A 16,858-nucleotide genomic window follows, 5' to 3' on the forward strand; every position below is an offset into this window, starting at 1 on the left:
GCGCTCGCTTATAATGTAGCGTGCCGAACGCATCGCGTTCAATCGACAATGACGGCGATTCGGCCATTAAAGGACACAACCCCGATATTGTCGGGAAACGGAGGTCGCGGATATGAGCGTTGATGGGGGTGCAGTCACGAGTACGGCCGAAGGTCAACGGGATCGGCGAGCCAGAAGAACGGTCAGACTGCTGAAGCAGTCGTTCCGCGAATTGGTCGAGGAAAAGGGATTCGATGCCGTGACGGTGCGGGATATCGCCGAGCGGGCGGACGTGAACCGAGGTACTTTTTACGCGCACTTCCCGGACAAATACAGTCTGCTCGATCTGGTCATCCGCGAAAAGCTGCAGGCGATGCTCGGCGCCCGGCTCGGGCCGGACGCAGGCTGGCGCCGCCGCGATCTGCGGCTTGCAATTGTGGCCGTGCTCGCCCACTTCCAGGATGTATACGGCGGCTGCCGGCGGCGCGAGTCGCTGCACCCGATGTTCGAACAGGCGGTCCAGCAGGAGCTGGCCGCCTTGTTCAGAAGATGGCTCTCCACCGTGCCCGCCCCTCCCGAAGCTTGGCCTGTCCCTGCCGCCACCGTCGCGTCCGCGATCAGCTGGGCGATCTTCGGAGCGGCCAACGAATGGGCCCGCGAAAAACAAGCCGTGTCTGCCGAAGACATGTCCGATCGCTTGCTCGCCGTCGTCCTCGGCGGCGCCGCGACGCTGACGCCCGGCGGGCTGCCGGATTGATCGCGATCGGCAGCCCTATGCGTCTCTACTCGACGTCGGGATAAACGGTTGTTCCACCCTCGTCGGTTTGGATTTTAAGGCTGTAATCCTTTCCGGAAGCGAGCGCGTCCGGCAGCTTGCCCTCCACTTTCCACTCACCGTCGCGCACGTCGGATTTTCCGGTCCATAGGACGGCGTCGCCCTTCGACAGCGTCACGGTCGCCGATTGCGAACGGCTGCCATGCCCGCTCACCGCAAAAGCCGTCCCTGGCTTCAACTTTTCCGGATACTCGTATTTCTGAACTGGCGGCATCCAAACCTTGTAATCCTCATCTATAAATCGATAAAGCTGAGAGGATTCCGCAAATACGGTTTCGACCCTGCTTGATTCGGATGCATGATCCTCTATGACCACGCGGTCAAACGCATCTTCACAGCGTAAATTCACGTTGCCCATCTCAAACTTTGTTGTCGTGCAGCGCCAAGCCGGCCGTACGACGATCAGTCGTCCGTCCTGAAGTTCTACGTTAACCGCCATGCTGTGGTCTTTGATCGGGCTGGCGAGCCCTGCCCCTTCGATCGGCCGCGCCGCTTCGATCCAGCCGATCAGCTGCGAGATGCGCTCTTCGTCGCGATCCGGGTACAGCGTCGCAGCCAAATCGGACCGGAGGGGCCATGTCATATAGACCCACTTGACGTCCGAAGCTTCGGCTCGCTCGTTCAGCGAACGGGACGCCAACTGCGGCTTCGGTTCGGCCGAAGGCCCTACGCTTACGCTCGGCACAGGCGCGTACGACTGCGCGGCCGGACGCTCTCCTCCCGTCGCACCCGACTGGCAAGCCGCCAATAACAACGAAAGCAGCATTGCCGCAGCCAACCAACGAGTACCGCTTCCCCTTCTTCTATTCTCGTATTCCCGCCTCATCGCTTCATCGCTCCTCTATCGATTAAACGACGCGCAGCGCTTCAAAGTTGCCTCAACTTAAGACAGACAAGTTCACTGGTTCCCCGGCATCCCGTACAACCGCCTGAACTGCTCCGGGCTGAGCCCCGTCGTCTTCTTGAACACGGCTCCGAAGTAGCTGGCGTTGTCGAAGCCGACGTCTCGCGCGACCTCGTGCATCCGCCGGCCCGGCGCGCCGAACATAAGCTGCTTCGCCCGCCCGACGCGCTGAAGATTGACGTACTGCAGCGGCCGCATCTGGACCGTCTTCTGGAACAGCCGGCACAAATACTGCGGCGACACCCCCGCCGCCTCCGCCAGTTCGCCGAGCGAGAACGGCCGGTGCAGATTGTCCTCGATGTATGCGACGATCGGCTTCATCCGGTTCATGTCCTGCTCCCGGTTGCCTGCCGTCTGCATGCGCCCGAGTTCGAGCAGCAGCGCGTACATGCCGTGCGATCGCTCCAGATTCGCCTCGTACGAGAGCGAGTCGCCCTCCAGCATCGCCGCAAACGGGCCCAGCAGCCCGCCCTCCGCCAGCCTGGCCCCTCCGGAAGCGCGCCAGCCGGCGTACCGTAGCAGCGCGCCAGCCTCCCTGCCGTTGAACGCCACCCACGCCATCTCCCACGGCTTCGAGACGGGGCGGTACGAATGCCTGACGCCAGGATACAGCACGAACGCTTCGCCGGGCCCGACGCGGACGGTCCGTCCCTCGACGATATATTCGCCGGCTCCCTGAATCGTCTGATGCAGCTGATAGTCGGGAAAGCCCTCCTCGCGTTCGGTCTCCGGCTGGTGCTCCCAATAGCCGATCGATGTCACGTATACCGGCAGCAGCGATGTCCGGTCCGTGCGGCTGAACAGCATCTTGCTTTTCATCTGACATTGTCCGTTTCATATTTTTATAGTTGCGAATAAAATCCTTTTATATAACCACTCTACCATACGAACTATAATGTGAATATATTAACGACACCTATTGAAGAGGAGCGCTGCCAGTGCGTCAGAAGCTGCAATACACGCCGCCGGCCAACGGCTATCCCGAATGGAACAACAACCCTGACATCTTCCAGCTGAACCGGTTGGAAGCGCATTCCCATATGATGGCCTACGCCTCTGCCGAAGATGTGCTCGCCGGAGATCCGGCCGCGTCGCCTTACTTCCTGCCCCTCAACGGAACCTGGAAGTTCTCGCTCGCGGACACGCCCGATCAGCGCGCGGCCGACTTTTACCGGACGGATTACGACTTGAGCGGCTGGGCGGACATACCGGTGCCTTCGCATTGGCAGTTCCAGGGCTACGATTATCCGCAATACACGAATATCCGATACCCGTGGTCCGAGCGCGAGCCCGAGCTGAAGGCGCCGTTCGCGCCTACGGCCTACAACCCGGTCGGCTCCTACGTCCGCTCGTTCGAGGTGCCGGCTTCGTGGGCGGGACAGCCCGTGTTCTTAAGCTTCCAGGGGGTTGAGTCGGCATTTTACGTCTGGGTCAACGGCGAGCTGGCGGGCTATAGCGAGGACACGTTCACTCCTGCGGAGTTCGACATTACGGCCTACCTGGTCGAAGGGGAAAACAAGCTCGCGGTCGAGGTGTACCGCTGGTGCGACGCGAGCTGGCTCGAGGATCAGGACTTCTGGCGGCTGTCCGGCATTTTCCGCGACGTATACCTGTACTCCGCTCCGCCGCTGCGGGTGTCGGACTTCTTCGCGAAGCCGACGCTTGACGCAGACTATCGCGACGCCGTGCTGACGGTGGACGTGAAGCTGGAAAATTACTTCGGGCACCGCTACGACGCGAGCCGCCTGGATCTGCAGCTTTACGACGCGTCCGGGCGCGCCGTGTGGGATGCCGCCCATTCGCTGGCCGTCGCCTCCGCCTCCGAGGAATCGCTCGCGCTGGCGCTGTCCGCCCCGGTGACGGCGCCGCTCAAGTGGAGCGCCGAAGCGCCTCATTTGTACACGCTGGTCCTGTCGCTCTACGGCGACGACGGCGCGCTGCTGCATGCGACGGGCTGCCGGATCGGCTTCCGTACGTTCGAGCTTAAGGACGGGCTCATGAAGATTAACGGAGAGCGGATTCTCTTCAAGGGCGTCAACCGCCACGAATTTTCCTGCGATACCGGGCGAGCGCTTGGCAAGGCGGACATGGTTCGCGACATCCTGCTCATGAAGACCCACAACGTCAACGCCGTCCGCACGTCGCACTATCCGAATCAGCCCATCTGGTACGACCTCTGCGACGAATACGGCCTGTACGTCATCGACGAGACCAATCTCGAGACGCACGGCAGCTGGGAATACGGTCAGGAGGAAGAAAAGGAGTTTAACGTGCCGGGCAGCAAGCCGGAGTGGCGGGACAATGTGCTCGATCGCGCCAACTCGATGATGCAGCGGGACAAAAACCATCCGTCCGTCGTCATCTGGTCGCTCGGCAACGAGTCGTTCGGCGGCGAGAACTTCATCGCGATGCACGATTTCCTGAAGCAGGCCGATCCGTCCCGCCTTGTGCACTACGAGGGAACGTTCCATCACAGAGCTTACGATGCCGCGTCCGACATCGAGTCGACGATGTACGCCAAGCCGGCGGACATCGAGCGCTATGCGCAGAACAAGCCCAAGAAGCCGTATATCCTGTGCGAATACAGCCATGCGATGGGCAATTCCTGCGGCGGCCTGCACCTGTACTGGGAGCTGTTCGACAAGTACGACATCCTGCAGGGCGCGTTCATCTGGGACTGGGTCGACCAGGCGATTCGGACGCACACGCCCGACGGCATCGAATATCTCGCTTACGGCGGCGACTTCGGCGAGTCCCCGCACGACGGCAACTTCAGCGGCAACGGCCTGCTCTTCGCGGACCGCACGGTGACTCCCAAGCTGCTCGAGGTTAAAAAGTGCTATCAAAACGCCGTATGGACGGCGATCGATCTGCGCGAAGGACGCTTCAGCGTCCGCAACAAGCACCTGTTCACCGACCTGTCGGCGTACGCGCTGCGCTGGGAGATCGCGATCGACGGCGCGACGCGCGAGAGCGGCGCGCTCGAGCTGGCACTGGCGCCGGGCGAGACCGCCGAGATCGTCGTGCCTTATGCATGGGACGCGCTGCCGGGCGACGGCGAAGCGACGCTGCTGCTGTCGCTCGTGCTGAAGGCCGATACGATTTGGGCGGAGGCGGGTCATGAAATCGCTTGGGACCAGTTCGTGCTGAAGGCGCGGGAGACTGCGGGAACCGGTGCCGGTTCGGCTGCCGATGCGCAGGTTGCCGCAGCCGGTGAGGGCACTCCTGTCGCAGCAGCCTTGTTAGTCGCTGCCGAGTCCGGCGGCGCGCTGACGGTAACGGGCGAGCGATTCGCGGCGCGATTCGACCGGACGAACGGCGCGCTCGTCTCTTATGCGGTTGACGGCCGCGAGCTGCTCGTCGCGCCGCTGCAGCCCTGCTTCTGGCGCCCCGAGACCGACAACGACCGCGGCAACAAAATGAGCGAGCGCTGCGCGATCTGGCGCGACGCGGGCAGCACGCTGCAGCTCGTCGGACTGGATGCGCGCGCGGCGGGCTCGTCGCAAGTCATGACCGCCGCCTATCGGCTGGCGAACGATCCGTCGAGCGCGGTTACGCTGCGCTACGAGATCGGACCGGACGGCGCCGTCGAGGCGACGCTGGAGCTGAGCCCGGGCAGCGACGCGCTGCCGGAGCTGCCGGCGTTCGGCCTGATGTTCGAGCTGGACGGCGCGCTCGACACGGTGTCCTGGTACGGCCGCGGCCCGCACGAGAACTATTGGGACCGCCGCACAAGCGCGCGCCTCGGCCGCTTCTCCGGCAAGGTCGCCGAGCAGTTCGTGCCGTACCTGCGTCCGCAGGAATGCGGCAACAAGACCGACGTGCGCTACGCCGAGCTGACGGGCGAGGACGGGCGCGGCCTGCGCTTCGAGAGCGCGCTGCCGTTCGAGCTGAACGCACTTCCGTGGTCCCCGGCCGAGCTGGAGGCGAGCGACCACGCTCACAAGCTGCCGCCGAGCCGCGGCAGCATCGTGCGCGTCAACTTCAAGCAGATGGGCGTCGGCGGCGACGACAGCTGGGGCGCCCCTACGCACGAAGCCTATACGCTCCCAGCGAACCGGCCGTATACGTTTCGGTTTACGTTTAAGCCGCTTTGATCGACCGCTCCAACGCTTTGCAAACAAGGCTCGGCTACGCGTGCATGCGCGTTGCCGGGCCTTGTTTGCGCTTGAGACAGCCAGCGCCCGCCAGCCTCGTTCCTACTCGCCATCCACGCCGACGTCCCCCTGACCGCTAGCTAATTAGTTGTCAAAAGGCATTTATTTCATCCAAATGCCGACTAAAAACAAGAATAATGATCAAAAGGCAGTTAATTACGCCCCCGCCGCTAAAATCGCACCCAACCGACTCCATTAACTGCCTTTTGACAACTATCGCTCCCCCAATTCGTCCGCAAACGAAATTAGCTGCCTTTTAACAACTAACGCTCCGCGCCACGGCCCCGCGCCACGAAAATAGGCACCGTCAGGACGCTCCTCCTGCGATGCCTCTTCCGTTTTACTTGCCGTACACGTTTACTTGCGATACACGATTACCTGCCATACTTGCTTACTTGCCGTACACTTCCTGTCCCAGCTTCTCCGCGGCCGCCATGATCTGGTCCCCGTAGCCCCAGAACGCGTTAAAGTCGATCACGTAGATTCGCTTGTTCTTGATCGCCGGAATGTCCTGCAGCGCAGGGTTGGCATACGCCGCTTTGAGCGTGGACTCAGGGTCCTGCGCGCCGGTGTAATAGGACAGCAGCAGTACGTCCGGCTTCTCGGCGACCAGCTGCTCAATGCTGACCTCGTAGCCGTCGACGCCGCTGAAGGCGTTGTTCAGCTTGATCAGGGACAGCGTGTCGTGCTGGAACGAGTCGTGCGAGCCGCTATCCACACTAAGCGTACCGTCGCCGGTATCGTTGACGATGGCGAACTTCTGCGCGGTCTCGCCTTCGTACTTGGCCTTTAGCGCTTCCGCCCGCTCCTTCAGCTTGGCGATATGTGCCGCGGCTTTGTCTTGTACGTCGAAAATCTGGCCGATCTCTTCGATATCGCGGTACAGGCTGGCAAGCGTCGCGCCCTGCAGACTGGCATTGTTCACGTATGTATGGATGCCCAATTCGTTCAGGCTGTCCACCGAGCCGTTGCCCCAGTCCGCGTCCGCGAAGAGCCCCGCGCGTCCGATGACGAGATCCGGATTCGTGCCGACGACCGGCTCCTTGCTGACGTAACCTTGTGCGAGCACCGGTACCTTCTTGAATGCCTCCGCCGACACTTCGGGATCGGCTGCGCCGTTCAGCGCGGCCACGCCCACCAGCTTGTCCCCGAGACCCAGCTTGATGAGCAGCTCGGCGACCGGCTGCGTATTGGCGACCACGCGCTCCGGCGCCTTGTCGAAGGTCTGCTGCTTCGGCTTTTGGCCCTCTCCCTCGCTCGACAGCGTGTAGTTTTCGATGATGAGCGGGTAGACGGTTTTCCCGTCATCTGCGGGAGAGCCTTGCGGACTCGACGGTGCGGATGCGGACGGCGAAGCTTTGGAGGAAGCCGGAGCCGGTGAAGAGGAAGCCGCGCCCTCGTCATTGTTTTTGTTCCCGCAGCCTGCCGCCAGCAGCATCAATGCCGTGATAAGAACGAGCGCGAGGATGAAAATTGGTTGTCGTGGCTTGCGCATAATGAACCCCTTTTCTGTGCGTTTCGATTGATAATGATTATCATTATTCATGAGAATCCGTGAATTTGTCAACAGAATTTGTAAAAACAATTGACAACGATTATCAATCTCATCTATGCTGAGGCTGACTTCATCCGACCTTAAGACACCGAAAGGAACGTTTCTTTATGTCGCGCACGCAAACGGCGTTCAGCGCCTCCGTCCAACAATCGGCGATCTCCTCTCGCGCCGGATTTCTGCTCCTCCAGCTCGGCCTCGTCATCGTTGCCGTCCTTTCCGTCATCGTCGCCGTGGCGCTGGGACAGGTGGACATCCCGGTCGCGGATTCGTACCGCATCCTGCTTTATCACATGACGGGCATCCGAATCGGCGACGTGCAGGAGCTCGTATCCGGTTCGAATGTCAGCATTATTTGGAATATCCGTTTCCCCCGCGTGCTGCTCGCGCTTCTCGTCGGCGCCGGCCTCAGCATGTGCGGCACGGTCATGCAGGCTACGGTGCAAAACCCGCTCGCCGATCCATACATTCTCGGTATCTCGTCGGGCGCTTCGCTCGGCGCAACCTTCTCCATCCTGGTCGGCTTCGGCGCCTCCAGCCTGCTCGGACAGACGGGGCTCGCTTTCTGGGCATTCGCCGGCGCGTTCGGCGCCTCGATGCTCGTCCTCACGCTGGCCGGCATCGGCGGCAAAATGTCATCGGTCAAGCTCGTGCTGTCCGGGATGGTCATCAACGCCCTGTGCACCGCTTTTACCGACTTCATCATCTACTTCGCCAACAACGCCGAGGGCATCCGCTCCGTCACCTTCTGGTCGATGGGCAGCCTGGCCCCGGCCTCATGGGATCGCCTCCCGCTCGTCGCCATTGTCGTGGGCTGCGCCATCCTGCTGTTCCTGCTGCAATTCCGCATCCTCAACACGATGCTCCTCGGCGAAGAAGCCGCGGTAACGCTTGGCGTCAACCTTTACTTTTACCGCCGGATCTATCTGGTGCTCGCCGCCGTCGTCACCGGCGTCCTGGTCGCGAGCTGCGGCACGATCGGCTTCGTCGGGCTCATCATCCCGCATCTGGTCCGGGGACTCGTCGGTTCCGATCACCGGCGTCTGATGCCGACTTCGATTCTGATCGGAGGCATTTTCCTCGTCTGGACGGACGTCATCGCCCGCACCGCCATTCCAAAGGCAGAGCTGCCTATCGGGATCATCACCGCCATGATCGGCGCGCCGCTGTTTATGTACATGCTCGTGAAAAAAGGCTACGAGTTCGGAGGAAAATAGAGATGAACCTGGACGTGAAACGCCTGTCCGTATCGCTCGGCCGCGCCGACATCGTGAGCGACCTTTCGCTCAAGGTGCACGGCAAGCAGTTCGTCGGTCTCATCGGCCCGAACGGCTGCGGCAAGTCGACGCTGCTCAAGAGCATCTATAAGGTGATCAAGCCCAATACAGGCGAAGTTACGCTTGCAGATACGGACCTCATCAAGTCTTCGCCCAGGAAAATCGCTCAAATGATGGGCGTCGTCGGACAGTTCAACGACCTCAGCTTCGACTTTGCCGTGCGCGAGATGGTGCTGATGGGCCGGACGCCGCACAAGCGCATGCTCGACGCGGACAATGCCGCGGATCTGGCGCTCGTGGATCAGGCGCTGTGGCAGGTCGGCATGGAGCACTATGCGGATCGCAGCTATCTGTCCCTGTCCGGCGGCGAAAAGCAGCGGGTCATCCTGGCGCGGGCGCTCGCCCAGGGGCCGAAGTTCCTCGTGCTCGATGTGCCGACCAACCATCTGGACATCAAATATCAGCTGCAGATTTTGAACATCGTTAAACGGCTCGATATCGGCGTCCTTGCGGCGCTGCACGACCTCTCGCTCGCGGCCAAGTATTGCGACTACTTGTACGTCGTGAAACAGGGACGCATCGCGGCGGAAGGCCCGCCGCAGGAGGTTATCACGAGGCGGATCATCGCGGACGTGTTCGAGGTGGAATGCGAGACGTATACGAATCCGGTGACGGGGGAGCTGGGGATTGCGTATTTGTCGTCGTAAACGGGTACGGACATGAGGCGTGCGGTGTTTCAAGCGAACTTGTTGGGACGCTTGTGCGATTAGTTCCCAATCGAGAACTCAACGGCACCGGGGACATGAACCTTCGGCGGTTTGTTCCCAGCTAAGAACAAAGAGACTACTTGGCAGTGGAGCTCCCACGATTTGTTCCCAATCGAGAACTCAACGGCACCGGGGACATGAACCTTCGGCGGTTTGTTCCCAGCTAAGAACAAAGTGACTCCTCGGCGGTCGCAAGAGCAGTGCGAAGCGCGCCCAAACGCAAACAACAAAAAAAAGGACGAGGCAGGATGATTCCCGCTCGTCCGTTTTCGCTTTTTTGCAACCGTGAGTCATACCTCCGGCTGCACCGCATGCCGCAGACCGGCCTGCTCGAGCAGCGGGATGACGCTCTCGCCGAAGTAGGCGAGCTCCGGCTCGTAATCGTAGAACGTGATCTGGATGCCGTCGATGCCGGCAGCATGAAGCTGGCCGAGCTGCTCCGCGACGTCCTCCGGCGAGCCGACGACGTGCAGATGGCCGCCCACGGCGCGCCCTCTGGCGCTGTGTTCGAGCCAGGACTGGCTGTCGCCGGCCTTGTGACGCGCCGAGAAGCTGCCGATCGCGCCGAGGTCGGCATGATCCATGATCGCCTGGTAGTAGGCAAACGCTTCCTCGCGCGTCGGGCGCACGATGATGGTCGGATTGATGATGACGCGGATCTTGCGTCCGAGCGCGGCGGCGGCGTTTTTGACCGTCGCCACATGCGCCGGCAGCTTGGGCAGCGCGTCGGCCAACTTCTCCCCAGCCGGGCTCGAGACGAAGACGACGTCGGAGTACTTGGACGCGTAGTCGAAGCCCGCAGGCGAGCCCGAAGCCGTGGCCAGCACGGGACGTCCGTACAGCGGACGCGGGGAAACGTACGCCTCCTCGAGCGAGTAGAACTCGCCCTTGTAGGTCAAATTGTCGACGCCCGACCACAGCGCGTTGCAGATACGCGTGAACTCGGCGGATTGCGCGTAACGGCGGTCGTGATCGCCGCGGGTGACGCCGAACATTTTCGGCTCGTTTTCCGCGTAGCCCGTCACGATGTTCGCCCCGAAGCGGCCCTGCGAGATATGGTCGGCGGTCGCCAGAAATTTCGCCAGGTGCATCGGATGCCAAGGCCCATACAAAATGTGAATGGTGCCCATCAGCAAAATGCGGCGCGTCGCAGACGCCAGCGCGACCGCGGAGACGAACGGGTCGAGGAAGTTTTCCCGGTAGCCGGTCTCCCCGCCGAAGCCGCCTTTGGGCAGCCATTGCGACAGGCCGAAGGCGATGTCGAAGCCTAAGTTTTCCGCTTGCTGCGTCAGCCGCTTGTTGTACTCGAACGACCAGTCGGTGCCCCGCGGCAGCGTCGATTGAGACCAGCCCCCCGTCTGCAGCGGCAGGAACAAGCCGAGCATGAGCGGCTGGGAGAACGCCCGCGACAGCGGGCTGTCCGGCAGATTCTGGGGCTCTTCCGGCTTCCAGAGCTGCTGATCTTGTTGATTGGAGGCGCTCATCGCATCCCTCTCCTATCCCCTATGGATGATATTGACTCAACTATGCCAGACCGACGGGTGGAACACTTCCTCCGGCGCCAGTCCCCGCTTCAGCAGGCCGTCCTCGCGCAGATAGCCCATGAACTTGCCGATCTGCGCCCAATTGGCGGACGCGCCGTATGGCCAGATATCGTCGTTCATCAGCTTCGACGAGCGCTCCACCGACTCCCAGCCCCACGGGTCGGAGCTGTTGTTCTTGATCGTTTCAAGCTGCGCGGCGATGCCCTCGTTCTTGATATCGAGCAACAGCTCGTACAGGAGACGGGGCAGCTCCGGATAGCGCTCGGCCGTCTCCGTCTTCAGCGATACGAGGTGCATGATCGGAAAAATGCCGGTGCGCTCGTAATACGCCCGTTCCTCGTCCCACACGTTCGGGATGAGCCGGCGGATGACGCCGCCTTCGCCCGAAGCCGGGAACAGATGCGCCGGCGGGCGGCGCGCCGACATGATCGCATCGACGCGTCCTTCGGCCAGCGCTTCGAAGATGTCGCCCTCGGCGAGCGTAGCCGGGATGTCCACGGGTACCCGCTCCGGACGGAAGGTGAACCACTGCATCTCGTCGCCGCGGATCGCCCACTCTTCGCGGAACATGCCCCTCACCCACACGGCTGCCGTCATCTGGAATTCGGGAAACCCGAAGCGTTTGCCCTTCAGCTCGGAAGGATGGTGCAGCGGGCTGTCCGCGCGCACGTAGATCGCATTGTGCCGGAACGAACGCGAAAGAAAGACGGGAATGGCCGTCAGGCGCGTATCTCCGCCGCCCTTGGCGATCAAGTACGAAGAGAGCGACAGCTCGGCCACGTCGTACGTTGCCTCGGATATTTGGTTGATAAAAATTTGCTCCACCGTTTCCCGCTTGGCTTCGATCTCGAAGCCGGCCGGACGGCGGGCGCCGGACAGCAGCTTCAGCGTGCGGTCGCTTTCCGACATCGCGACCGTCAGCTTCGGTTGGGTCATGTTCCGTCCGCTCCTTCCTTTTCCGCTTCTTATATGCTTCTTACATGGTCAATTTTTCGCTTAATCCAGCTCCGTCGCCAGATCGCGGATCCAGGGACGCCCCTTGAGCGGCTCCACGCAAACTTCGCTGCCGGCCTTGGCGCGAATGCTGCACAGGAAGCCGGCCTTGCCGTCCACGAGCGCCGTGCATTCCTTGCAGGCGTTGGCCGATCGACAGGAATAGCGCACGGTCAGGGACGGATCGCGGTGCTCACGGATCCAGAAGATCGCATCGAGCAGACTCATTCCTTCACGGTAAGGCACGTCGTACGAGACGACGGCCGGCTCTGCACCGGCTTCTCCGCGCGTCACCTGCAGCTTGATGTCGGACATGTTCGCTTCCTCTCCTTCCTTATCGGACGATCGCATCAGACGCTCGCCGGGGGCTGCGCCTCCGTCAGCGTCCAGCCGCCCGATTCGCCGTCGAGCGACAGGCTGTAGCTCTCGGCGGCAGGCAGCGTCTCCTCATAGTCGAGGCGCACGTGCGCGCCGCGCGATTCCTTCCGCTGCAAGGCGCCGATGACGATCGCTTCCGCGACCTTCAGCATGTGGTCGGCCTCCAGCTTTTCGACCGGCGGCAGCGCGAGCTTGCCCGGCTGTGCCAGCGCGATCGCGTCCAGCTCCGGCCGGAGCGCCCGCACCTCTGCCAGCGCGGCCGTCAAGCCTTCCTCCGTGCGCAGCGGTCCCGCGCCCTTCCACATGATCCGCTGCAGCTTGCGCTTGAACGCCTGCAGCGAGGCGCTGTCCCGCTCGACCGCCGCGGGATGCCAGAACGCCTCAAGCCGCCGACGCTCCGCTTCCAGCGCCCGGCCGACGATCGCTTCGGCATCCGCAGCCCGGCCTTCGTGCGCGCGGGCCGCCGTCTCCCCGGCGATCCGCCCGGTCACGAGCGCCTCGGTGATCGCGTTGCCCGACAGCCGGTTCGCACCGTGCATGCCGTAGATGAGCTCGCCCGAGGCCAGCAGACCGGGCACGCGGGTGCGCATTTGCGCGTCCACCCGTACGCCGCCCAGCATGAAGTGCGCCATCGGCGCCACTTCGACCATGTCCTTCGTGAGGTCGACGCCCTGATTGCGCAGGATGTCGATGACCGGACCGAACGCTTCCTTAAGCTTGTCCTCCGGCACCATCGTGAAGTCCAGGTACGCGCCCCCGTGCGGAGAGCCGCGTCCGGCCTCGACCTCGCGGAAAATCGCGAGCGTCGTCTGGTCGCGCGCCGCGGTATATTTGCCGCCGACCTCGCCGTTGTAGCGGTGCATGAATTCTTCAAGCTCGCCGTTCAATAGCCGCCCGCCCAGCTTGTAGCGGAACGGGACCCACATGATCGGATCGATACCGACGAGCGGCGGGAACAGATGGGCGATCGGGAAAAACTGCACCATCTCCATGTCCCGCAGCTCCGCGCCGGCCTCCGCGGCCAGCACGTAGCCGTCGCCGGTCATATTCGTCGAGGCGCTGTTGCGCTCGTACACCTCGGTCAGGCCGCCGGTCGCCAGAATGACGGAGCCCGCGGCGATGCCGACGGGACGCATGCCTTCCATCTCGAACCCGACGGCGCCGACCGCCTTGCCGTCCTCGACGACGATTTTCGTGATCATTACGTTTTTGAGCCGGCGAATCTTCTCGTCCTTCCAGATCGCCCGCTTCAAGCCGTTCGACGTCGCGCCGCCCGTGTTCAAAATATCCACGTACACGCAGCGGGCCCGCGAATGACCCGGCGCAAATGCCTGCGAGCGCTTGCCGTCGGGCGTCCGCGCCCACTTCACGCCGTAGCCTTCGGCTTCCAGAATGACTTCCGCGCCGCGATCGACGATCGCGCGCACGATCTCCGGGTCGGCCAGCCCGCGGCTGCCCTTCATCGTATCCTCGAAGTGAACGTCCGCGTCGTCCGGCTCGGCTTCGCCAAGCGCCACCGCGACCGTCATCTGGGCGAGGATCGTGGCACCGCCCCGGCCGATCAGGCTCTTGTCCGTCAGGATGACGTCGGCCCCTTCGTCCGCCGCGGCTCTGGCGGCCATCATGCCGGCCGCGCCCGAGCCGACGATCAATACATCGGTTTGCAGCTGAATCGCATCCACGCGCGCCGCTCCTCTCTGTCGTTCGTTTTGTATGAGCCGATCAGCTGCCGAAAGCCCGCACCTCGATGCCGGACTCGGACAGCTTGCTCCTGATTCTGCTGGCGAACTCGACGGCGCGCACGCCGTCGCCGTGCACGCAGATCGTGTCCGCCCGGATGGCGACGTCGACCTGCTGCTGCGTCATGACCTTGCCTTCGGCGACCATGCGGACGACCTGCGCAAGCGAACGTTCCTCGTCCGTGATGACCGAGTCCGGCAGCCGCCTGGACGTGAGCGAGCCGTCGGACTGGTACGTCCGGTCGGAAAATACTTCGCTCGCCGTACGCAGACCGACGCGCTCGCCCGCCGCGATCAGCTCGCTGCCCGCGAGGCCGAACAGGATGAGCGACGGATCGACCCGGTAGACCGCCTCGGCGATCGCATTCGCAAGTCCCGCATTGCGGGCGGCCATGTTATAAAGCGAGCCGTGCGCCTTCACGTGCTGCAGCTTCGCGCCTTCTGCCCGAACGAAGCCCCACAGCGCACCGAGCTGGTAGACGACCAGATCGTAGGCTTCCTCCGGGCTGATGTCCATGTCTCTGCGGCCGAAGCCGATCAGATCCTGCAGCCCCGGATGGGCGCCAAGCGCGACGCCGTTGTCCAGTGCGAGACGCACGGTCCGGCGCATCGTCGCCGGGTCGCCGGCGTGGAATCCGCAGGCGATGTTGGCCGACGTCACGTACTTCAGAATCTCTTCGTCCCGCCCCATTTTGTAGGCGCCGAAGCTCTCTCCCAGATCGCAATTCAAATCCACCGATTTCATCGCAGGGGTTCCTTCCTTTCGCTGCGTCCCGCAGGCCGATGCGCCGCGCGCCCAGCCGTCCGGAACGGTTATTGAATGCCGCCCGTCCGCGGCCCCTCGTCCGCGCGCGAGACGATTCCGTCGCGCGCAGACGAAGAGCCGCCGTACGGCGGCCGCGCCCCGGCGCACATGCGCTGCGTAAGCACCATTTTGGTGCTTACGGGCGCTGCTCCGGTCTCGCGGTCGCGCACTTGCGCTGCGTAAGCACCATTTTGATGCTTACGGGCGCGGCTCTGGCCTCGCGGTCGCGCATTTGCGCTGCGTAAGCACCATTTTGGTGCTTACGTGCGCGGCTCTGGCCTCGCGGCTGCACACATGCGCTGCGTAAGCACCATTTTGGTGCTTACGTGCGCGGCTCTGGCCTCGCGGCGGCGCACTTGCGCTGCGCAAGCACCAGACGCAGAGTCGCCGTACGGCGGCCGCGCCCCGCTTCAAGGACCGGAGCGCGGCACCGACGGCGCTGCTTCAAACTTTCATGCTTATATGCTTTTGCCGATTGCAGGCTAACGGCCGCTTGCTTAGAGCCACTTGCCCAGCCCGTCCGTACCCGGCTCGGACAGCGCGTCCAGGTCGGCCAGCTCGATATGCTCGCGCGGCACGACGGCGCGCTTCGGGAACACGATCGGCGGCGCCGGCTTCGTCGCGTCGACGATCGCCGCCGCGGACATGCGCGGCGTATTCTTGCCTTCCTTGCTGTACTCCCAGTTGGTCGGCAGCAGGCCGCCCGGTCCGTTCCACTTGGGGATGACCAGCAGATCGCGCTCCGCGTCGAAGCGGGTGCCGATCGCCCATGCCACCTCCTCGCCCTTGAAGACGTCGATGTCGTCGTCCACGACGACGATGTGCCGCAGATTTTCCTGCTCGGTGTTGAGCGCGGCGAACGCCGCCTTTTTCACGTCGGCCTCCCGCTCCTTGTGAAGCGAGATGTAGCAGTGCATCCGGGCGTAGAACGGCACGTGCACGGTCTTCAGGCTCGGCACGACTTCCTTGACGGTCTGGTAGATGCTGCCCGAGCGCGGCACGCCGCCGACGACTAGATGCTCCCGGCTCGAAGCGACGATATCCTGGAAAATCGCGTTGTTGCGATGTGTGATCCGCTTGATGCGGATCGTCGGCACCGAGCCGCCGCCCAGGTAGTGGCCCGGCCATTCGCCGAACGGCCCTTCCGCATGATCCTCGTCCGGCAGAATCTCGCCCTCGAGGATGATCTCCGCATGCGCGGGGACGAGCAGGTCGGACGTCTCCGCCTGGACGAGCTCCAGCGCTTCGCCCATCAGCGCGCCGGCCGCCTCGTACTCGCCGCCGATGCCCTGCACTCGCGACACCGAGCCCATGACGAAGCCCGGGTGATGTCCGAGCGCGATCGCAATCGGCGCGGGCTTGCCCAACTTTTTGTACTTCTTGTAGATCAGGCCGCCGTGATGCGCGCCGAGGAACCAGACGCCCATGTCGGTCGCGTTAAAAATCTGGTGCCGGTAGATGCCCGCATTGATCAAGCCGGATTCGGGATCGCGGATGATCATGACGCCGGCAGACAAATAAGGACCGCCGTCCAGCTCGTTGTGCACGGGGATCGGCAGCTTGCCCAGGTCGACGTCCTGCTCCGCAACGACGTTCTCCTTGACCTTCGCCTGCGACCGCTCGACGACGACCGGGGCGATCGGCTTCTGGAGCTTCTCGCCGTATACCCGAGGGATGTCCTGCACCTCGCAGCCCAGATACAGCGCGATGCGCTCGTATTCCGTGAGTAGGTTGGACACGCAGGCGAACTCGGCGCCTTTGACGTTATTGAACAGCAGCGCCGGGTATTGTCCTTTCTCCGCGAGTGCTGCGGCGTAGCCGGTGATCCCGAAGCGGGGATCGACCTCCTTGTCCACGAGCCGCACGCTGCGCTTGTCGAATTCCGCCAGTTGGCGGAGGTACGTTCTCAGATCCTGGGCCATGCTGCC

13 protein-coding genes are annotated in these 16,858 nt (G+C 62.9%); 4 read left to right on the forward strand and 9 right to left on the reverse strand.

Annotated features, from left to right (window positions below; translation table 11 throughout):
• The first annotated feature begins 112 nt into the window (after window positions 1–112).
• Window positions 113–736 carry a TetR/AcrR family transcriptional regulator gene (locus tag KVT38_RS07980; RefSeq protein ID WP_217593164.1) on the forward strand — a complete coding sequence of 208 codons (624 nt, stop codon included), beginning with the start codon at window positions 113–115 and terminating at the stop codon, window positions 734–736.
• A gap of 25 nt (window positions 737–761) precedes the next feature.
• Here KVT38_RS07980 and KVT38_RS07985 read toward each other — a convergent pair whose 3' ends face one another.
• Together KVT38_RS07985 and KVT38_RS07990 are read right to left on the reverse strand one after the other, a co-directional pair.
• On the reverse strand, window positions 762–1,580 hold the full coding sequence (locus KVT38_RS07985) for a hypothetical protein (RefSeq protein WP_217593165.1): 819 nt from the start codon (window positions 1,578–1,580) through the stop codon (window positions 762–764).
• Window positions 1,581–1,712: 132 nt separating this feature from the next.
• Window positions 1,713–2,537 (reverse strand): AraC family transcriptional regulator, encoded by an 825-nt coding sequence (locus KVT38_RS07990; RefSeq protein WP_217593166.1) that lies wholly within the window; start codon window positions 2,535–2,537, stop codon window positions 1,713–1,715.
• A gap of 119 nt (window positions 2,538–2,656) precedes the next feature.
• On the opposite strand from KVT38_RS07990, the gene lacZ reads away from it, so the two are divergent.
• Window positions 2,657–5,815 carry a beta-galactosidase, LacZ type gene (gene lacZ, locus KVT38_RS07995; protein ID WP_217593167.1) on the forward strand — a complete coding sequence of 1,053 codons (3,159 nt, stop codon included), beginning with the start codon at window positions 2,657–2,659 and terminating at the stop codon, window positions 5,813–5,815.
• A 451-nt stretch (window positions 5,816–6,266) separates the two neighbouring features.
• Here the strand turns inward: lacZ and KVT38_RS08000 are convergent, their stop codons facing one another.
• Window positions 6,267–7,370 carry an ABC transporter substrate-binding protein gene (locus tag KVT38_RS08000; protein WP_217593168.1) on the reverse strand — a complete coding sequence of 368 codons (1,104 nt, stop codon included), beginning with the start codon at window positions 7,368–7,370 and terminating at the stop codon, window positions 6,267–6,269.
• A gap of 167 nt (window positions 7,371–7,537) precedes the next feature.
• Between KVT38_RS08000 and KVT38_RS08005 the strand changes: the two genes are divergently transcribed.
• On the forward strand, window positions 7,538–8,644 hold the full coding sequence (locus KVT38_RS08005) for a FecCD family ABC transporter permease (RefSeq protein ID WP_217593169.1): 1,107 nt from the start codon (window positions 7,538–7,540) through the stop codon (window positions 8,642–8,644).
• Between the two features lie 2 nt (window positions 8,645–8,646).
• The gene (locus KVT38_RS08010) at window positions 8,647–9,411 is read left to right on the forward strand and encodes an ABC transporter ATP-binding protein (RefSeq protein WP_217593170.1); all 765 of its coding nucleotides are present in this window, start codon (window positions 8,647–8,649) and stop codon (window positions 9,409–9,411) included.
• Window positions 9,412–9,761: 350 nt separating this feature from the next.
• Here KVT38_RS08010 and KVT38_RS08015 read toward each other — a convergent pair whose 3' ends face one another.
• The 6 genes from KVT38_RS08015 to KVT38_RS08040 form a co-directional block, all read right to left on the reverse strand.
• The gene (locus KVT38_RS08015; protein ID WP_217593171.1) at window positions 9,762–10,955 is read right to left on the reverse strand and encodes an LLM class flavin-dependent oxidoreductase; all 1,194 of its coding nucleotides are present in this window, start codon (window positions 10,953–10,955) and stop codon (window positions 9,762–9,764) included.
• Between the two features lie 36 nt (window positions 10,956–10,991).
• Window positions 10,992–11,951, reverse strand: a complete 960-nt coding sequence (locus tag KVT38_RS08020) for a substrate-binding domain-containing protein (protein WP_217593172.1) — start codon at window positions 11,949–11,951, stop codon at window positions 10,992–10,994.
• 60 nt (window positions 11,952–12,011) lie between these two features.
• Entirely contained in the window at window positions 12,012–12,323 is a 312-nt protein-coding gene (locus KVT38_RS08025; RefSeq protein WP_254639079.1) for a 2Fe-2S iron-sulfur cluster-binding protein, read from the reverse strand.
• Window positions 12,324–12,358: 35 nt separating this feature from the next.
• Window positions 12,359–14,068 carry an FAD-binding protein gene (locus tag KVT38_RS08030; RefSeq protein ID WP_217593174.1) on the reverse strand — a complete coding sequence of 570 codons (1,710 nt, stop codon included), beginning with the start codon at window positions 14,066–14,068 and terminating at the stop codon, window positions 12,359–12,361.
• A gap of 40 nt (window positions 14,069–14,108) precedes the next feature.
• On the reverse strand, window positions 14,109–14,870 hold the full coding sequence (locus KVT38_RS08035) for a LamB/YcsF family protein (protein ID WP_217593175.1): 762 nt from the start codon (window positions 14,868–14,870) through the stop codon (window positions 14,109–14,111).
• Window positions 14,871–15,427: 557 nt separating this feature from the next.
• Window positions 15,428–16,852, reverse strand: a complete 1,425-nt coding sequence (locus tag KVT38_RS08040; protein WP_217593176.1) for a UbiD family decarboxylase — start codon at window positions 16,850–16,852, stop codon at window positions 15,428–15,430.
• Between the last annotated feature and the right edge of the window lie 6 nt (window positions 16,853–16,858).

The sequence above is a fragment of the Cohnella sp. GbtcB17 genome (assembly GCF_019091135.1).
GTDB lineage: Bacteria > Bacillota > Bacilli > Paenibacillales > Paenibacillaceae > Cohnella.

Bases quoted from the DNA above. Each gene is read 5' to 3' on its own strand.
- KVT38_RS07980 (WP_217593164.1), top strand. From the start codon at position 113: ATGAGCGTTGATGGGGGTGCAGTCACGAGTACGGCCGAAGGTCAACGG.
- KVT38_RS07985 (WP_217593165.1), bottom strand. From the start codon at position 1,580: ATGCTGCTTTCGTTGTTATTGGCGGCTTGCCAGTCGGGTGCGACGGGA.
- KVT38_RS07990 (WP_217593166.1), bottom strand. From the start codon at position 2,537: ATGAAAAGCAAGATGCTGTTCAGCCGCACGGACCGGACATCGCTGCTG.
- KVT38_RS08000 (WP_217593168.1), bottom strand. From the start codon at position 7,370: ATGCGCAAGCCACGACAACCAATTTTCATCCTCGCGCTCGTTCTTATC.
- KVT38_RS08005 (WP_217593169.1), top strand. From the start codon at position 7,538: ATGTCGCGCACGCAAACGGCGTTCAGCGCCTCCGTCCAACAATCGGCG.
- KVT38_RS08010 (WP_217593170.1), top strand. From the start codon at position 8,647: ATGAACCTGGACGTGAAACGCCTGTCCGTATCGCTCGGCCGCGCCGAC.
- KVT38_RS08015 (WP_217593171.1), bottom strand. From the start codon at position 10,955: ATGAGCGCCTCCAATCAACAAGATCAGCAGCTCTGGAAGCCGGAAGAG.
- KVT38_RS08020 (WP_217593172.1), bottom strand. From the start codon at position 11,951: ATGACCCAACCGAAGCTGACGGTCGCGATGTCGGAAAGCGACCGCACG.
- KVT38_RS08025 (WP_254639079.1), bottom strand. From the start codon at position 12,323: ATGTCCGACATCAAGCTGCAGGTGACGCGCGGAGAAGCCGGTGCAGAG.
- KVT38_RS08035 (WP_217593175.1), bottom strand. From the start codon at position 14,870: ATGAAATCGGTGGATTTGAATTGCGATCTGGGAGAGAGCTTCGGCGCC.
- KVT38_RS08040 (WP_217593176.1), bottom strand. From the start codon at position 16,852: ATGGCCCAGGATCTGAGAACGTACCTCCGCCAACTGGCGGAATTCGAC.